Here is a 16,580-nt window from a genome sequence, read left to right as displayed (position 1 = left end):
CTTTCGTTTTGCTTACTTTTGGCCATAATAAGCAGCAGAACCATGCTTGCGAAGGTAGTGCTTATCCAGCAGATATGTTGATGCTTCTTCTGCTTTAGGATTGAGTTGTTCAGTTAATCTGGCCATCCTCGCAACTTCCTCCAAGACCACACTGTGATAGACTGCCTCTTCTGGTGTTTTCCCCCATGTGAAAGGTCCATGATGACGCACGAGAACACCTGGAACTACCTTATAACTACTGCTTCTTTCCCTAAGGGTTTCGATAATCACCGTTCCCGTTTTTCTTTCGTAATCGGAGTGAATTTCCCCTGCTGTGAGCGAACGGACAACTGGAATTCCTCCATAAAAATAATCTGCGTGGGTTGTCCCATAAAATGGAATATCCCGCCCTGCTTGGGCCCAACCGACAGCTTCTGTTGAATGTGTATGAACCACTCCCCCAATCTCTGGATAAGCTTTATAAAGCTCTAAATGTGTCATCAAGTCAGAAGAAGGGTTGAGTTCTCCTTCGATAACTTTACCCTCTAAATCCGTGATGACCATATTGTCCGGTCTAAGATTATGATATTCAACACCGCTAGGTTTAATGACAACATAACCAAGTTCCCGGTCTATAGCAGAAACATTTCCCCATGTGAACTTTACTAGTCCATATTCTGGAAGTGAGACATTCGCTGCATAGACACGCTTTCTAAGCTCTTCTAATATCATTTATTTAAGCCCTGCTTTCTCAATCAATGGATAAAGGAAGGTTTGAGCTTCTCGGATTGCAGCTCTTGTTTCCTCTACTGTATCACAGTTTTCAGACCACATTTCGATTAAAAATGGGCCTTGATAATTTGTTTCTTTTAAAATATTGAACATTATTTCCCAATCTACGCTCCCTTTTCCAAAAGGAACATCCCGAAACTGCCCTTTCGAATGCTCTGTTACAGCATATGTATCTTTTAAATGAAGCCCTGCAATTGAGAGATGGCCAAGAAAGAGTTCACTGTAAATATCATTATGCCATGCGGAAATATTTCCTGTATCTGGATAGACAAAAAGATAGGGTGAAGCAACTTCCTTCTCAATGGTCAGGTATTTTTGAACGGAGTTGATAAAGGGATCATCCATTGTTTCAACCGCCAAGATAACTTGGGTCTGCTCTGCCCAGTTACACACCTTTCGCAAATTTTTGATATACCGTGCTCTTGTTTCAGTAGATTTTTCTTCATAATAGACATCATATCCTGCGACTTGAATAACACGGATACCTAAATCTTGAGCTAGTTCAATGCATTGTTCCATAATTTTTAACGACTTTGCCTCAGTCTCAGGATTGTTTGACCCTAAGGGAAAACGGCGGTGGGCAGAAAAACAAAGGCTTTGAATACGAATACCCGTTTCGTAAATTGCTTGGACAACTTCCAAGCGTTCTTCTTTTGTCCAGTTTAGCCGAGCCAAGCGCGAGTCGTCCTCGTCGACTGACATTTCAACAAAGTCAAAGCCCAGTTCTTTTGCAAACGCTAATCGCTCCTTCCAAGAAAAATGCCTTGGCATTGCTTTTTCGTAAATTCCAATAGGTCGAGTCATAATTACCCCCAAATCCGTAAAATTTCAGCTTTGAACTCCTGTGCAGCTTCTGCAGGCTTTGGTGCCTCAGTAATGCCACGCCCCACAATAAATGTAAAAATATCTAGTCCTCTAAAAAGTTCTAAGTTTTCGGTATCCAGACCACCAGTGACTGAAACGCGGAAACCCATATTTATCAGCTTTTTGATCTTATCAAGATCTTTTTCACTCCAAGTCTTCCCTTCCAGAAGAGCATCACGTGATTGATGGTAGATGACTTGGGAAATTCCTGCATCAAGCCAAGTCTTTGCTTGCTCATATGTCCAATCACCATAAAGTTCTACCTGAATCTCACCATTTTTATCATTTATTTCTTGAATTGCTTTCCGAGCGGCCTTCATCGTTGGAAGAGTTGCAGAGCAGATACAAGTCATCCAATTCGCTCCACATAGCGCATTGTTTTTAGCCACAGTTCCTCCTGCATCAGCACATTTGGTATCAGCAACAAGCGTTTTATCAGGGAAAAGACCACGGAGTATCTCTACCAGTTGACTCCCCACCTGTAACAGGCAAACTGTACCCGCTTCGATTATATCGACTTCATGTCCAACGGATACAGCAGCTTTAAGCGCACTATGCAGCTCTGAGTGATCCAGAGCTACTTGTAAATTAGGGCGTCTTTTATTCATTTTCATCATCCTTCTTGGTTTAGACTCTGTTATGTTCCACGAAATTTTTATTAAAAAGCTTCTTTTACATTTCCCTGTCTAGATTTAATTCCTCAAGAAAAGGGTTGCTTTTAGACTCTTCTAGCATCTTAAAGATTTCCTCTTTGTGTTTGGCAGCTACAAGCCTTTCAATTGAATTTTCAAGTTCAAACAATGCCACAATTTGTGGGATTGCCACGGAGGTATGGATCTCAGAGCTGATAGCTGCTAAAGTTAACAAAACGCTTACCTCTTTACCATCTGAGAAAGTTACAGGCTCAGTCAAGCTGATAAGGGAAAAAGCAGTTCTGTTTACCCCTGCTTCCGGCCGTGCATGAGGCATTGCCATACCGGGCATAAGGATATAGTATGGTCCATATTTTTCAGTTAATTCCAAAATTGCATGATAATACGCTTCCGTTACTGCACCGCTATCAATAAGAGGTTTAACGGATAGTTTTATCGCCTCTGACCAGTTTTGAGCTCTTAAGCCCAGACAAATAGAATCATTTTCCTTTAGGCTCTGCATCAAATTCATCTTTTTTCCTCCTAAGCCCTATTACTTTATATAAGTATCATAAGACGGCTTGTAATTTTGTCTTAATCTCAGTATCGTCCATTAAGTTATCAAGACCGATAAGATGTGCTTTCGTACGCCCTTTTAATTCTCCGATGAGATGCTCTGATACAATGACAATATCGTAACCAGCTGCTAATCCTTTGGCTTCCTCTACAGAGCAGGAAGCAGATTCAAAATCAGTAATTCCCAACTGGCGTACTGCACGCTCTACTTTCATCTTAATAACCATTGATGTTCCCATTCCATTGCCGCATGCTGTCAAAATTTTTAACATATATTTTTCTCCTCATCTGTTTCTTTTTTACTGAATTTATCTTCTCCTAGCGCTTGGACTTGTCCGGCATAGTAAGCTTCTTTGCTCCTGGCTTTCCGATACTGAAGCTGTGGAATTACTAGAAAGAACAGGCAGACAATGACATAACCCCAAACGCCTAATTTTTGGAAAATGTAAGCAAACGGTACCCAAGGTAATTCAAAGTCAATGTTCCCATGATAACCTCCGAATGCTTGCAACTTAAGCAAAGCAACTGCAAGAGCACCAATAGAAACTTGAAGCAAGCCTGAAATAAAGGAAAGAATAAGCGCTGCTTTCCAGCCTCCACGTTTATCTGCATAAACGGCAATGGCTGCATTGTCAAAGAATACAGGAACAAATCCGGTGATGATAAGAATAGGGCTGCCAAACACAATCAGCAAGCCAATCATAAGCAGCTGACCAATCAATCCAAACACAAACCCTGAAAGCACCGCATTAGGTGAGCCGAAGCCGAATGAAGCTGCCACATCAACAGCTGGGAATGAGCCAGGCAAAAGCTTTTGCGAAATACCTTGGAAGGCATTGGTTAGCTCTGTTACAAACATACGAACGCCCTGCATCAAGATAAATAGGTAAACAGAGAATGTAAAAGCCGTTTGAATCACATACATAAAATAAGATTGGGCTTCAGGATTATAGGGAATCCCAGAGGTAATGACTTGGGGATTAGACATAATATCTGGCCCCAGAACTGCCAAGATTGCACCAAAGAAAACCAGCATCAAGGTTGCCGAAGCAACAACGGTATCGTGAAAAATGGAGAGAAACTTGGGAAGTCTTATATTATCAAGATTTTCTTCTTCATTGCCGATTTTCCCTGCAACCTTATCAACGAACCAAATGGCGAACTGCTGTTGATGACCAATCGCAAATCCTCCCCCACCCGTTAAAGTCTGAGTAGCTTCAACGGTCATATTTGAGCTCACTGCCCAGTAAAGCCCACAGAGAATACCAATTGCCACGATACCAGAGGGACTCCTGAACTCGGGTACAAGCAAAAGCACCATCAGTGAGAGGGTTGCTGCCTGCTGGACCATGATGTGGCCGGTAATAAATAAAGTACGCACCTTGGTGATTTTCCGAAACATTACCAGCACAATATTGACACCAAAACCAATCAGAATGGCCGTCGTTGCTGCACCGATAAAATCAGGAAATTGCTTAGCAATACTTTCGTTTGCCGCTGTCAAACCAAAGTAAGGGTCAATAACTGCTGCACCAATATTGAATTTATAGTTCAAAGCGGCAAGTATAGGCCGAAAAGTATTTACTAAACCACCCGAAGCAACATTCAAAATCAGATAGCCGACCGTTGCTTTAATGAAACCCGAAAAGACTTCATGCGCTGGCTTTTTAAGTAGAGCATAACCGATTAAAACTAGTAAACCTACAAAAAAAGCGGGATTCTGTAAAATATTTTTAGAAAACCATTCTAATATAATAATAAAAGCATTCATAAAAATTTACTCCTGTATCACAACAAGGCTTTAAATTGAATGTTTGAATCTTCCTCAAAGCAATCTTCAAACCCACGTGGATGGTGGTACTCTATTTTCTCTTTATCTAGCGGGTAAGTATACTTGCCGCCGACTTCCCAAATGAATGGGTGAAAGTCGTATTGCAAGCGCTCTTTACGCATTTTCCAAAGCTCGAGTATTTCAGCTGTAGAGGCCATAAAGTTAGACCAAATATCATAGTGCACAGGGATAATGACCTTAGCCTGCAAATTTTCAGCCATTCGTAACAAATCGACCGAAGTCATCTTATCTTGAATGCCTCTTGGATTTTCGCCATAGTTATTCAAAGCCACATCAATACTAAAGTCCTTACCATGCTTAGCAAAATAGTTCGAAAAGTGAGAATCTGCGCCATGATATATGGTTCCACCGGGGGTTTCAAAGATATAATTCACTGCCTTTCGCGCCATTTCTGCATCGGTGATTGTTAAACCTGAAAGTTCTCCCCCTTGACTCTCTGCGCCCTCAACAGGCAAAGTGACCAAACATGTCCGATCAAAAGATTCTACAGCATGTACTATAACATCTTTTACTGTAAAGGACTCCCCAGGCTTGACGATTATAATCCTTTTTTCAGGTACACCCCATTTTTTCCAAATTTCACCGCATTCATAAGGCCCAACCAATTTCACATGTCTTAACTTGGGATTATTAACAATAGCTGCTGCCGTACTCAAATCAATATGGTCACTATGAAAATGTGAAACCAAATAATAATCCAGTTCTTCAATCGCAAAAGGATCAATCACCATGGGCTGAACACGGAGATTGGGTTGCAACTGACGAGCCCCTGCCATGTTAGCCATTTGATGGCCGCGAACCATGTTCTTTATCTTTTTGCTTGACTTGCCTCGTGATGACCATAAGTCCATAACAATATTTGCAGCAGCTGGCGTTTTTATCCATAGGCCACAATTTCCCAGCCACCACATTGAAAAATTTTCCTCCGGCACTACTGTTGCTGCAATTTCTTCATTAAGCCAAGTGCCCCATTCTGGAAAGGTATTCAAAATCCATGATTCTCTGGTCACTTCATTTATATTAGCCATATCAACCTCCTGTGTTGCTCTTTACTCTAATCTTAATATGCTAAGTGCAATAAAAAAAGACCAAATAGCGCACTTTTATGTGTTCATATTTGGACTTTTTAATTTAAGATAACTTATTCATCATTTCTAGAATGCTTCTCCTGCATTCTTTTACTGCCGAAGTATCTCGTATATAGTTGCTTAACAGACTTTCTAAATTATCGTTAAACTTAGGAAATTTCCCAGATTGAAAATAACTGCTATGGCCAATTTTGGCACTATCATTCTCTGTCAAAATAGGATGAACAAAAATGAAAGGGAGCTCAGTTTCTAGAGGGCTTGTAGAAATCAAAAGCCCTAGATCAACAATTTCTTCAATGCTTTTGAACTGTTCCGTAGTAAAAACTGCCTTGATGTCTTCTTCTGGGATATATTGATACAGCTGCTTGATAAGCAACTTTTGAACTGCGAGTCCCTCATCGCAGACAACATAGACGGAACTCTTTTGAGATTTTGAACCTGTGTTTTTTAAGGCGCCACCAAAATGAACAGCCATATAAGCGATGTCGTCATCGCTTAATTCAATCTTCCAACTTTCTTCCAGTAAGGCAGCACTGTTTTTAGTAAAATGAAAAACTTCAGGATATTTCTCTTTAATCTGTTCTGTTAATGGATTTATTGAAAGAATGCCATATTTTTTACGGAACAACATTGCTTTGGCATGTGACAAAAGGGCCTTTGCTAATTCTTCTTTTTGTTCCAAGGGAAAGGCAGAAAGCTCCTCAAAGTATACAATACAGGCATCAACTGTTTTCTTCAAATAGTGCCAATCCTTACTTGTAGCATGTTCATCGCTGTCTTTTCTATATGAAAGGAACAGGAGGGCGATCGTCACAGTTTCAAACGCATTAAGTTGAATCGAGAGTTCTTCGAAAATTATCTCCGCTAGTTTCAGCGCAGCTTTGTATTCAATACGCGCGTGAATCACTGACAAATCTCTACAAACTTCTTCGATTTCCGAGTGACTCAGCTGCATGTTCCAACAGCTCATCAAGACTAATGGGAAGGTTTTAAACATTAATTGAAGTTCATGTTGATTAATTTTTTTCCTCAGATTCCTTTCTAAAATAGGGACTTGATTTTCAAATAATTTTTTTAACTCACCATACTTAGCATCACTATCTGTTTCAGATATTGTTTTCCGTATTATTTCCAGAAAACCTAAGCTTCCATTGGAGAAGATATGGCTGTAGATTTTATGCATGTATTGCACTTGTCCTAGTGCTGCGCCTCTCAAGAAGTAACCCTTTTGCTTTGTGGTCTGTAGGCTGACTTTGTATTGGCTGTTTTGCAAATCATCGCGGATGCTGTTTAAATCATTCAGAACAGTATTACGAGAGGTTTCTGTCAAATCTATTAACTTTTCGAGTGTCACTCGCTCATTGTTTATACAAATGTGGAGGATAATCAAGTGTCTTCTCTCACTCGCAGTCATCATGTAAGTATACGTATTTATCCTCATGATTAAAGACTGACAAGCCCTTTTTTGCGTAAAGCTTAAAAGTACTCCTTGCCGAGGAACAGTAAGAATTTTGTCAATATTTTCCGGCAAAGCATCGTTGATTTTATCAAGATGATAGTATATCTTCCGGCGGGAAACTTGGAATTCTTTTGCAATGACTGTTACCGTTTTAGGTTCCTTAGATGTCATTAAACATCTCAGCAGTTCAAAACTTCCTTTATCTAAAAGCATATTCAGTCCTCCTTGGCCTTGCGCGTCCTTTTCTACTCTCATTATACATTTTCTTTTTCCTGATATCCCTCTATATGACGAAATCTCAATAAAATTTAAAAAACAAAAAATAGGCACGTTATCGTTAAACACACCTATTCCTTTGCTCAACCCATAGATACTTTGTAAAATTTATGGGCATATGCTTGTAATAAAGATAGCCTTGAGGCATCTCCTACTTATTTTTAATATTACGACTTTAGGAAAAATGCTTTCTTATGCCATTAGATACCGCTAATAAAAAACATCATAAGAAACCTGTGATGTACACGTACTCTTTGCACCAGAATTGTCTAGAAATTCAGCTTTGTCCATATCCTCTCCTTCCTTTCCGATTTGTTTTTAACATGTACTCCTTAGATTTCAGGAAAAATGATTCCTTATGCTACTTGACATCACTTGTAAAAAACATGATAAGGAACTTGTAATGTACATGGACACTTTACATCAAAAACATCTATAAGTCCAGCTTTTTCCATTTTCTCTCCCTCCTTTCCTACTTAATTTTTATAGAGCCCAAAGATGATACGTTCCGTCCACTGAACAAGGACAGTTCGCCACACGGATGTTCAGAAGCTTAGCTTTTTTCATATTTCCTCCTTTCTGACACTATCTTGTGTTATGTGTCACAGAAATTTTATTCCTGTCTCTTTAAAGTATCACTTTTTAATTTAACTTTTGCAAGACCAAAAAGTTTCTATAACGTAAAATACAAAGTGTCAGGTTACCTTTAATAATATACACCTACCATGTATTTATCACTTTTATGGAAAGTTTTTCTACCTTTTGTCCCATAGCTTAAACTGTATTTGTCCTTAACACTCTCAAAGTACCTAAAGCAGTCGAAAATAGTAGCATAAAAGCGCTTTATACCAAAAGGTTCTGAAACTTAAAATTCTTCAGGAAAAGTAAACTACGTCTTTTGAGACCTCCCTGTTCTTAAGCCTTATGTAGTCCTGATCAATATCAGCGGTGTACCATACATGACAAACTGATTGTCTTTGACATATATCGCTTCTACTTTCCCCTCTTGTTCCATATAAACTTCATTCAAAATGCGTAATTCTTCAATAGACAACAGTATATTTCCTTGTATAAATGTTGTACCTTCAGAAAGATTTGAACTAAAATGAACAACACCAACAAGTTTACTTAAATATATTCGACAATTTACAAGCTGTGTTTCTTTATAGAGTACGGATACTCTATTGGATGTAAATATAAGAGGGCTTAACTCGTGAAGTATGTTCTCTTGAATGAAGTCTGAATGCTTATCCTTCAAAATATAATTCTCTCATTCTTCTGATTAAAACTCATCTAAATCTATGCGCACAGGTTCATTGCTAAGATGATTTATTTTAAAAGCCAATAAATTTGAATGTTGAATTCCACATATACCAATCACTATTTCTGATCGTCTTCGATAATACATTTCATGTCTTGAACTGCAGCAAGAAATTTTAATCTTTGCTTCCTTTTCTAACCATTTTTTATAAAAGCGTTTCTTTTTATAATCTTTATCTCCATTTCCAAGATAGGTATCATACACAAGGTCAGAGCGCTCTCTTAAAACTTCAGCATCGATTCCTACAGGAGTTTTAGAAATTGCCAGTACATAAAATGAATCTGAATTGGAAAAGCTTATGTAAAAAGGTAGATTTTCTATTTCATGGGCACTTTTCTCAAAAGCTTGGAGTAATAACTGGTCAGACAGATTGTAAAACCCCAAAACCTGAAAGACAACTTGGCTTCCCACAAGGTGTTTCCGTTTTGTTTCCTCTCGAATGGCTTGATTGTAACGTTCTAATCTTTGACCAAAAAGAGTGTTTTCAAGTGCTTCACCTGTGTCTTTGTATATGAAAATTTCAATATTACTCAAGAAAGCTCTCCAATATTTCACTGACCTTGCTTAAAGAAGTTTCTGATTCTTCAAAAATTCCTCTACTAATCTCTGACATCTTCACAGAGTAATCCGCTATCTCTGAACGAAACATTGAGAGTTTTTCACTGATTTTCTCTTCTTCTTTACTCAATAGCATTGCTGCCCCATAATCACTAAATTTTTTTATATTCCAAAGTTGCTCATTAAAAAATGGAATGCCTATAAAGGGAATGCCTTGTTGAGCCATGGCATAAACCGTCCCTTGTCCTCCATGAATAATCGCAAATGAAATTTTAGCTCTTAGAGAACCAAAGTCTACAAAATCTACCAGTTCAATGTCCTTTCTGTCGATATAAAATTCTTCACCACTTGTGGTTAAGATATAGGAAGGGCCTTTGGGAAGATGTGACACAAAATCAATAACCCATTCTTTATTAAAAGAAGTCCCAAAACTCAATAATATCCTATTTTCACCTTTCAACCGACGAAAATCTGATTGCTGTGAAGAAAAAAGTATTGGACCTACGATTTTATAATTACTCTCTGAGTCAAAACTATAAAATTTGCTATAATCCGCAATCAAATTTAAGTTTCCTATGAAGAGTTCTAATCCTGACTTCATTGGAAGGGCTCCTTCTGATATCAAATATTTATTCCAAGACTCCACACTTTTAGAGTATGAAAGAACTAAACGTTTGATGCTCTTTTTAGCTTTTTCATTCTCTTTATCAAAAGACATATGACCTGGAATAATGCCGTCAATATTATGGATAATCTCATCAATTTGTACTGAACCAGAAATGATCCATACGAGTGGGATTTTCTCAATTTTACAACTCACTACAATACTTAAACGATAGCCAGTAAATACTGCATCAAATTGTTGATTCACTAGGAGTTCTCGCTCATAATCACACATGTTTCTAATTTCTTCGTCTGTCAAAAAGTTAAAGTCCATATCAAAAGAGAAAAATTCTTGATAGCGTTCTCGACAATATACTTGAGTGTCAAAAGGACATTGATGAAAAATATAGGCATCATGCTGGAATAAAAAGGGATAAAAAACTTCTCCCAATATGTGGATTTCATGTCCTGCCTGATGTAGAGCAGAGGCGATTTGTGACAAACGCTGACTTTCTCCGAGATTCATCATAAACGGTGCGAATAAAAACTTTTTCATTTAATATATCCTATATCTTTTCCAATAAAACAGTTGATAGCCCCCCAAATCGTGAATAAGAAATTATCAAATAGTGCCCTGTCTTTAAGTCTTCCTTATTCAAAACATAGTCCAACTCTTCTCCAGCCCCATCCGAAGAAAAGTCTAACTCATCCAGTGAATAAACGGGTATATCCAAGGCTGCTAACCAATCTCTAAGAACATCGTATTCTTTTTCTTCTGTCTTTTTATTCGCATTCCATACGACACCTTTGAGAGTGTCAAAAGTGATGCCTCTTATTGGCAGTTCTGCCTCAATGAGAGAAATTAAATCATGCTTTATTTCTTCATTAGTTCTGACTTTATTATCATATTTTATCTGTTCAGCACCAAGAATTCGTGCTTCTCTCTTTTCAGACGAATTTCCAACAATTAACGTACTGCAGTAGTCTGAGGGTCTAAATTTTTCTGGGTCATATCCAAGTTTTTCCCAAGCAAAAAGAGAGAAGTCTGTCCATTGAGAGGCTGAAACGATCAATACATGAGAGAGTTTCTCATTTTTCATCATCTCCTCGGCATAGATAATACCATCAGCAAAGCCAACATTAGAAGAAATGACTGATACTGGACCTTTAATTTTAAATAATATTGAGAGCATCCCTGCTGCCGCATTCATAACAGTAAAAGGGAATTTTGAAGCAGATACTTGATGATACCCTTCTACTCTAATCTGTTTTTCAATATCCTCCACAACTTCTAAAGGTCCAGACGGTGTCGTAAAAAGGATACCCACTTTATTTAAATCTATTTTTTTAAAATCTAAACTGCTGCGTTCAATAGCTTTAGCAACTGTACCCGCAATCATTTTAGAAAAATTATCCATCCTACGATACTGTGCTGGATTAATTTTAGGAGAGGGTGAAAAATCAGTATAACGTAGTCCTCTTATTTTGCTAAAACTTTTAGATATATTTTCATATCTACTGCTTTTATCTTCCAAACTTTCCAATGTTGAAGCATGTGATATGATGTCCATATGAATATTTTCACTCGCTAAGAAAGTTTCTTCTGGTGTATCTTTTGAAGCAAGGAGTACTCCACTGTTATTTCCACCAAATGCGAAAGAGAAATTAAGTGCATAGGAAATATCTTTCGGAATATTTTGATTCCTCACAAAACAATCTTCTTGATAAGAATCTAAAGTTTTTGTCGCCGGAACAGTTTTCTCCTCTATCGCCAGAATACAGTTAATGGTTTCGATAATGCCAGCAGCACCCAGTGTATGACCTGTTTGCCCTTTCGTACTGCTCACCCTTACCGTAAGCGGAAAGTTTTTTCCAATCATGGATTTTTCCATGCCATCATTTGCGCGTGTGCCTGTGCCATGACCATTAATGTAATCAACTTTATTGAGCGGCACTCCTGACTGTTCTGACAAGTTCAGAGCAATTTGACCAGCTCCTTCACCAGTAGCTTTAGGCGCTGTAATGTGATAAGCATCTGATGTAATTGAACCTCCCAATACTTTTCCGTATTTTCCAACTTTATTTTTCTCAAGAACAATAAATCCTGCTCCCTCTCCCAGACTAATACCGCTTCCAGTAGAGTAAGGTTGACACGGAGACTCTTTATTAATGGCTCCTAGAGAGGTAAATCCTGCAAGTGAAATATCACTTAGTTCATCACAGCCGCCACAAATTGCAATATCACATTTACCGTCTTGGAGAAGCTGTGTTCCCAAAATCACTGCATTATTACTCGCAGAGCAAGCAGTTGAAATGACGTAATAACTTGCCTTTATTCCATGATAAGCGATGAGTTCATCCGCAATATAATGCAAAGAACGTTTTTTAAAAAGATCATTCGACATGTCTAAACGATTGTCTTCAAAAGAATAGAGAAGTTCTTGACCCAAGACTTTTCCTCCTAAGGATGTCCCTAGACATATCGCTATCTTTTTGTCTTTTTCTTCTTCAAGTTGAAGATTCGCGGAAGATATTGCTTCTTCAAAAGCTAAAAAGGCAAATTTAAAATTACGGGTTTCCTGCTGATATTTTTCAGGAACTTCCAGTTCACTCTCGACAGCTCCTACATAAGAGTTCAATTCATGTTCCCCGTTAATAAACCGTTTTTGTTTGATTCCTTCTGTTTGAGAGAACAAATTTTTCTTATGTTCCTCAAGATTTTTTCCTAAAGATGAAACGACACCAACTCCTGTAATATTAACTTGATTTCCCATTATTTTGACCAACTTTCTGGAATAACATACGGGTTGGATAGCGTTTCTAACACAACTCCTCCTTCTGTCAGAAAATGAAGGCCTGAGTGAGCATAATATCTTTCAACCTGTAACATGCCTAAACATACCCGGTCAGTTTTTTCATCAAGTGCCTTTATCACCCAGTATACTTTTCCAATTTCTTGATTATCGAAATAAACACCTTCATCTCTTTGAACTTCTGCGGAAGCTGAAAAGACAATACTTTGTTTTGTTGAACTTTCAAAATCCGCTAACAAGCCCCTTCGTCCTTTAAACTCTTCTTTTGTGAAGTCTAAATTCCATGCATATCCTAACTCAAACAAATTATATTGTCCTCTGTATACATCATACACGGGATGGTTGACTTCAAACTTGACATAATCATCAAGTTCTTTATCATATTGCGCTGTATCGGCTAAAAATTCATCAATAAAATGAGGAACCAGATGATTCGGCAAGAGAAACTGATAGCCAAATTCTCCTGAATATCCAAAACGAGCCATAATAATATCAGAGCCCTTATATGTTGTGTTAGTAATGAATTTGAAATTTAAAGTTGAAATATCATAATCATAAAACTGCTGTGCAATTTCTCCTGATTCCTTTCCCTCAATTTGAATGAGGCTCAACTCATCTGAAACTTCCTTGATACTAAATTCACCTTTGATATCGGAGAATAGCGAAAGTAAATCTTCATTAGAAAAAATAATATACTTATCTTCTAATTTATAAAAAACGATTTCCGAATAAACTGTTCCTTTATCAGTCAATATAAATGAAAAGCCACAAGTATCAATATCTGAAAACTCAATATTTTTAGGTATCAATGGATTGAGTATATCCTCTACATCCTCTCCTTTAAGCTCAAAAATTTTTCCCTCAAATTTTCTATATGCCTTGTTTTTACGGAGTTCTTTATAAATTTTATTCATCATTTTCTTCCTCTCTTTTTAATTGTCTAAAATGTATAAACTGTTGGCTGTCTGAACTGTTAGGAATAACACATCGTATCATTATCTTGTTGCTTTCTTTGAAAGAATAAATTTTTCCTTGTTCTGCAGTTATTGATAAGTAACGATTTTTACCCCTATCCACTATTAAAATGTTCTCCCGTGCTTCCCAAATGGGCCCCTTATTTTTATAAGCGTAAAAAGCATCATGTGTCCAAGCTTCTACACGACTTGAACAAGACCAAGAAAACTCCAATACCTTATAAGAAAACATTCTATTTTTACTGTCACCAATATAAAGCTTCCCCTCCTCCATATCTATACGATAAAAAAGTGATCTTCTTTTTTGGTCAAGACGATAATTTACTGCACCGTCTTCCATTGCTGTATAAGCTTTAAGATTTCTTATAGATTTCCAATTTAAATTCACCGCTCTAAATTCTCTAAAATCTATGTTAAAATTTTGAGTTGCCTTTTTTTCAAATTTAATCGAATAATCTATCTTTACATTTCTGAAATTGTTTAATTTTATAAAAGAAAGCGGGCGATATTGCATTTGGTTTGAAGTCGGATTTTGCGTCGAATAGGTAAGTTTTAGTTTTTCAGAAATAATAAGATAGCATAAATCACGTGTTTTAAATTGATGTGCTGACACAAAATCATCTAATTCATTCGGAAGTTGTCCTGGAACATAAGGGAAAGTTGCTCCTTCTTCTTGGATCAAATAGTCCTGTTCTAAGATTTTCATTCCATATTTCAAAACTTTCTCCTTATTCTCAGCTGGAAACTCTTTGATGTAATAATGAGCTTCCAGTCTATTCGGATAAAGTTCAATCACTTTATAAATGTCTAAGTGCTCTCCAATGCAGCGAATGCTTATCTTATTTTCATATTCTTCAACTAAGAATTTCACCTCTTCAGGCCTAGCAAATAATAAATAGGTATCTTCAATAAAGGCCTTATCATTTTTAATAAAGAACAAGCTTCCATTAGAGCGATTGACGACTAAACGGTATGAAAGCATTGACTGATTCAACTGAATATTTATCTTTTCATCGGTAGGCTCTCTATAATGGAGTTGTACCCTAATTTCTCCTATATCTGTGTATACTACGCCTTGAATTAAAAAATTTAGTGGGGCTTTTTTTATTTCAATTTGATTTTTCTTACGTGAAAGTTTTACATATTTAAGATTCCCTATCCTGGCCTTAACAAAAGATACTTGTTCCGAGTAAAATTCACATCTCAGATAGTATCTCTTATTTTCTTTAAAGATATACAATCGAAATAAATCAAGTTGGATATCAAAGGGATAGTATGCCTTAGAAAAGCAACGATACACCATCTTCTTTCCTGAAATTTCAGTTAAAAGTGTCGAAATATCAGCCTTATCTGTCTGCTCTATAATTTTGAAAGTATTAATGTTGTATTTGCTTTCCAAATCTCCCGTAAATTTAAATGCCTTTAAAACTTTAGGCAATAAACTTCTGAGGAGATAACAATGATTCATGTCCTCATAACTTCCTTCAAATTTTGAAAAGCCATTTCTTTTGGAAAGAGTCAGCGAAGCTTTATTATAACGACTGATTTCTGTAAAATGTGTGTGAAAATCACAATTGACGATATCAAATAATACTTCTTTGTGAAGTAATGAAATTGCTGCACCAGTTCGATGCTCCACATCTATTAAAAGAAAGCCACTGTAGCTTTCATTCACAGGAAGTACGCCAAAAGTAATAAATTTGAAAAATGCAGTTGTGCCAATAATTTTTCCATTCTTCTCAAGGACATAAAAGTGACTTGTCTCTTTAATCGCCAAAGTTAAGCAAAAATCTTCCAAGGTCACGGGTGCTCCATTTTGGAATTGGTAAACTTTATTTTTATTGAACAAGTCTACAATTTGAGGAATATCTTCTTCTACTAAAGTCCTCACACGGTAGGCAGAATCATTTTGCATATTTCATACCTTTTTTTAGAAGCATATAGATAGCCAATAGTCCAATCATACACATGGAAACATACAAAAGCATCTCGTTATTGGACAGTGTATGATTATTCACTGTTCTTAAGGCAAGTCCATAGGAAATTTTATACTCATTTTCCACGGACTGTGGTGCGCCTGCAAACACTTTGTGTAGACTATGTGACATCAATACATTTTTTAACATGGCGTTCATTTGAGTCATTGGAAACCACGTCATAACTTGAGCTAAAACACTGCCAACAGAGCCAATGGCGATATAAACTCCAGATAAAAAACCGATTAATGTACCGATAATTGTGCTCAATGTGCTGAAGGCAGAGCTACTTTTAATAAGGGATAAGAAAGGAAGTACAATTGTTGCAGAAAGTAAGCAACTCATCACAATCAACCCCAATATTTTCAGAAAATCTGCCAAACTAAACATCTGAAGATAGTTGAAGCCATTAAACAGCAGTACTCCAAAGAAAAAACAAAGAATCGTAACAAGAGTACCTAGCATGCCAGCAGCAATAATATAGGATAATTCAAGTTTCCATAACGAGCAACTACTGATTTCAAAATCTTCATTTAATTTTTTTTCCCTATCAGAAACCATGACACTAAAAGCTCCTAAGGTACTCGTTAAAGAAACAATCGTCGTTAAACCAGCAATCAGCCATAGATTTACCATTTGAATCACAGGAGAAGACACTGTGGTTGTTCCCATGCTTTCTTTTATAGCATCCAGTTGCATTTGTCCCAAAAAAACTTGATACAGCACCAACAAGATTACTACAGAAAGAAAAGACATGAAAAACGCCATTTTGTCTCGTATATATACCAGAATATTACGTTTGACTAAAGAAAGCATC

At 37.1% G+C, this 16,580-nt stretch carries 15 protein-coding genes; all 15 read right to left on the bottom strand.

Annotated elements, in window-relative coordinates; translation table 11 throughout:
• Positions 1-12: 12 nt before the first annotated feature.
• Positions 13-711, bottom strand: a complete 699-nt coding sequence (locus ACGHCK_RS02300) for an L-ribulose-5-phosphate 4-epimerase (protein ID WP_271327900.1) — start codon at positions 709-711, stop codon at positions 13-15.
• The gene (locus tag ACGHCK_RS02295) at positions 712-1,575 is read right to left on the bottom strand and encodes an L-ribulose-5-phosphate 3-epimerase (protein WP_202229533.1); all 864 of its coding nucleotides are present in this window, start codon (positions 1,573-1,575) and stop codon (positions 712-714) included.
• Positions 1,576-1,577: 2 nt separating this feature from the next.
• The gene (locus tag ACGHCK_RS02290; RefSeq protein ID WP_251420610.1) at positions 1,578-2,243 is read right to left on the bottom strand and encodes a 3-keto-L-gulonate-6-phosphate decarboxylase UlaD; all 666 of its coding nucleotides are present in this window, start codon (positions 2,241-2,243) and stop codon (positions 1,578-1,580) included.
• A gap of 64 nt (positions 2,244-2,307) precedes the next feature.
• The gene (locus tag ACGHCK_RS02285) at positions 2,308-2,799 is read right to left on the bottom strand and encodes a PTS sugar transporter subunit IIA (protein WP_251420608.1); all 492 of its coding nucleotides are present in this window, start codon (positions 2,797-2,799) and stop codon (positions 2,308-2,310) included.
• Between the two features lie 37 nt (positions 2,800-2,836).
• The gene (locus ACGHCK_RS02280) at positions 2,837-3,115 is read right to left on the bottom strand and encodes a PTS sugar transporter subunit IIB (RefSeq protein WP_271327901.1); all 279 of its coding nucleotides are present in this window, start codon (positions 3,113-3,115) and stop codon (positions 2,837-2,839) included.
• The gene (locus tag ACGHCK_RS02275) at positions 3,109-4,614 is read right to left on the bottom strand and encodes a PTS ascorbate transporter subunit IIC (RefSeq protein ID WP_202229525.1); all 1,506 of its coding nucleotides are present in this window, start codon (positions 4,612-4,614) and stop codon (positions 3,109-3,111) included. Before ACGHCK_RS02275 ends, ACGHCK_RS02280 begins: the two co-directional genes overlap by 7 nt.
• A gap of 17 nt (positions 4,615-4,631) precedes the next feature.
• Positions 4,632-5,723, bottom strand: a complete 1,092-nt coding sequence (ulaG, locus tag ACGHCK_RS02270) for an L-ascorbate 6-phosphate lactonase (RefSeq protein ID WP_251420606.1) — start codon at positions 5,721-5,723, stop codon at positions 4,632-4,634.
• A gap of 103 nt (positions 5,724-5,826) precedes the next feature.
• Positions 5,827-7,497 (bottom strand): BglG family transcription antiterminator, encoded by a 1,671-nt coding sequence (locus ACGHCK_RS02265; RefSeq protein WP_394304453.1) that lies wholly within the window; start codon positions 7,495-7,497, stop codon positions 5,827-5,829.
• 943 nt (positions 7,498-8,440) lie between these two features.
• Positions 8,441-8,776, bottom strand: coding sequence for a biotin/lipoyl-containing protein (locus ACGHCK_RS02260; RefSeq protein WP_251420602.1), 336 nt, complete (start codon positions 8,774-8,776; stop codon positions 8,441-8,443).
• Positions 8,777-8,800: 24 nt separating this feature from the next.
• Positions 8,801-9,373, bottom strand: a complete 573-nt coding sequence (locus ACGHCK_RS02255; RefSeq protein WP_251420600.1) for a hypothetical protein — start codon at positions 9,371-9,373, stop codon at positions 8,801-8,803.
• Positions 9,366-10,451, bottom strand: a complete 1,086-nt coding sequence (locus tag ACGHCK_RS02250; protein WP_394304452.1) for a glycosyltransferase — start codon at positions 10,449-10,451, stop codon at positions 9,366-9,368. The genes ACGHCK_RS02255 and ACGHCK_RS02250 overlap by 8 nt, the downstream gene beginning before the upstream one ends.
• 115 nt (positions 10,452-10,566) lie before the next feature.
• Positions 10,567-12,774, bottom strand: coding sequence for a beta-ketoacyl-[acyl-carrier-protein] synthase family protein (locus ACGHCK_RS02245; protein WP_271327902.1), 2,208 nt, complete (start codon positions 12,772-12,774; stop codon positions 10,567-10,569).
• Positions 12,774-13,730 carry an aminomethyl transferase family protein gene (locus ACGHCK_RS02240; protein WP_271327903.1) on the bottom strand — a complete coding sequence of 319 codons (957 nt, stop codon included), beginning with the start codon at positions 13,728-13,730 and terminating at the stop codon, positions 12,774-12,776. The genes ACGHCK_RS02245 and ACGHCK_RS02240 overlap by 1 nt, the downstream gene beginning before the upstream one ends.
• A complete protein-coding gene (locus ACGHCK_RS02235; protein ID WP_271327904.1) occupies positions 13,720-15,702 on the bottom strand; it encodes a GNAT family N-acetyltransferase in 1,983 nt (660 codons plus the stop codon). Before ACGHCK_RS02235 ends, ACGHCK_RS02240 begins: the two co-directional genes overlap by 11 nt.
• Complete coding sequence (locus ACGHCK_RS02230) at positions 15,692-16,579, bottom strand: ABC transporter permease (RefSeq protein ID WP_271327905.1); 888 nt, start codon at positions 16,577-16,579, stop codon at positions 15,692-15,694. The genes ACGHCK_RS02235 and ACGHCK_RS02230 overlap by 11 nt, the downstream gene beginning before the upstream one ends.
• Position 16,580 lies beyond the last annotated feature (1 nt).

This window comes from Lactococcus muris, from assembly GCF_042849115.1.
Taxonomy (GTDB): domain Bacteria; phylum Bacillota; class Bacilli; order Lactobacillales; family Streptococcaceae; genus Lactococcus; species Lactococcus muris.
Note: the sequence above shows the minus strand (reverse complement) of the source record. Positions and strands in the feature narration are given on the sequence as shown.

What these genes read in the sequence shown, in the direction of transcription:
- ACGHCK_RS02245 (WP_271327902.1), bottom strand. Translation starts at nt 12,774, where the DNA reads ATGGGAAATCAAGTTAATATTACAGGAGTTGGTGTCGTTTCATCTTTA.
- ACGHCK_RS02240 (WP_271327903.1), bottom strand. Translation starts at nt 13,730, where the DNA reads ATGATGAATAAAATTTATAAAGAACTCCGTAAAAACAAGGCATATAGA.
- ACGHCK_RS02235 (WP_271327904.1), bottom strand. Translation starts at nt 15,702, where the DNA reads ATGCAAAATGATTCTGCCTACCGTGTGAGGACTTTAGTAGAAGAAGAT.
- ACGHCK_RS02280 (WP_271327901.1), bottom strand. Translation starts at nt 3,115, where the DNA reads ATGTTAAAAATTTTGACAGCATGCGGCAATGGAATGGGAACATCAATG.
- ACGHCK_RS02275 (WP_202229525.1), bottom strand. Translation starts at nt 4,614, where the DNA reads ATGAATGCTTTTATTATTATATTAGAATGGTTTTCTAAAAATATTTTA.
- ACGHCK_RS02230 (WP_271327905.1), bottom strand. Translation starts at nt 16,579, where the DNA reads ATGCTTTCTTTAGTCAAACGTAATATTCTGGTATATATACGAGACAAA.
- ACGHCK_RS02290 (WP_251420610.1), bottom strand. Translation starts at nt 2,243, where the DNA reads ATGAATAAAAGACGCCCTAATTTACAAGTAGCTCTGGATCACTCAGAG.
- ulaG (WP_251420606.1), bottom strand. Translation starts at nt 5,723, where the DNA reads ATGGCTAATATAAATGAAGTGACCAGAGAATCATGGATTTTGAATACC.
- ACGHCK_RS02285 (WP_251420608.1), bottom strand. Translation starts at nt 2,799, where the DNA reads ATGAATTTGATGCAGAGCCTAAAGGAAAATGATTCTATTTGTCTGGGC.
- ACGHCK_RS02265 (WP_394304453.1), bottom strand. Translation starts at nt 7,497, where the DNA reads ATGAGAGTAGAAAAGGACGCGCAAGGCCAAGGAGGACTGAATATGCTT.
- ACGHCK_RS02295 (WP_202229533.1), bottom strand. Translation starts at nt 1,575, where the DNA reads ATGACTCGACCTATTGGAATTTACGAAAAAGCAATGCCAAGGCATTTT.
- ACGHCK_RS02300 (WP_271327900.1), bottom strand. Translation starts at nt 711, where the DNA reads ATGATATTAGAAGAGCTTAGAAAGCGTGTCTATGCAGCGAATGTCTCA.